Here is a 247-nt window from a genome sequence, read left to right on the forward strand (position 1 = left end):
TGCTGCGCTGTACAATTGGTTCGGCCGGCTTCCGCTCTACACGTCTTCGACGGACGACCCGCTGCAACCCCGGGCTACCGATGAGGAAACCCGGGCCTTCATCGAACAGGAACTCGAGGCAGCAGCTGCGAACCTGCCGGATCAGGCCACCGAATTCGGACGGGCCTCCAGGGGGACCGCACTGGCCGTACTGACCAAGTACTATCTCAATACCCGGCAGTGGCAGAAAGCGGCAAACGCCGCCCAG

At 63.2% G+C, this 247-nt stretch carries 1 protein-coding gene; it reads left to right on the forward strand.

What is annotated here, in order from left to right; all coding sequences use genetic code 11:
- On the forward strand, window positions 1-247 hold a 247-nt coding region (locus ACRHNM_RS17695; protein WP_431137955.1), incomplete at both ends, for a RagB/SusD family nutrient uptake outer membrane protein.

The organism is Psychroserpens mesophilus (assembly GCF_050617655.1).
Taxonomy (GTDB): domain Bacteria; phylum Bacteroidota; class Bacteroidia; order Flavobacteriales; family Flavobacteriaceae; genus Psychroserpens; species Psychroserpens mesophilus_A.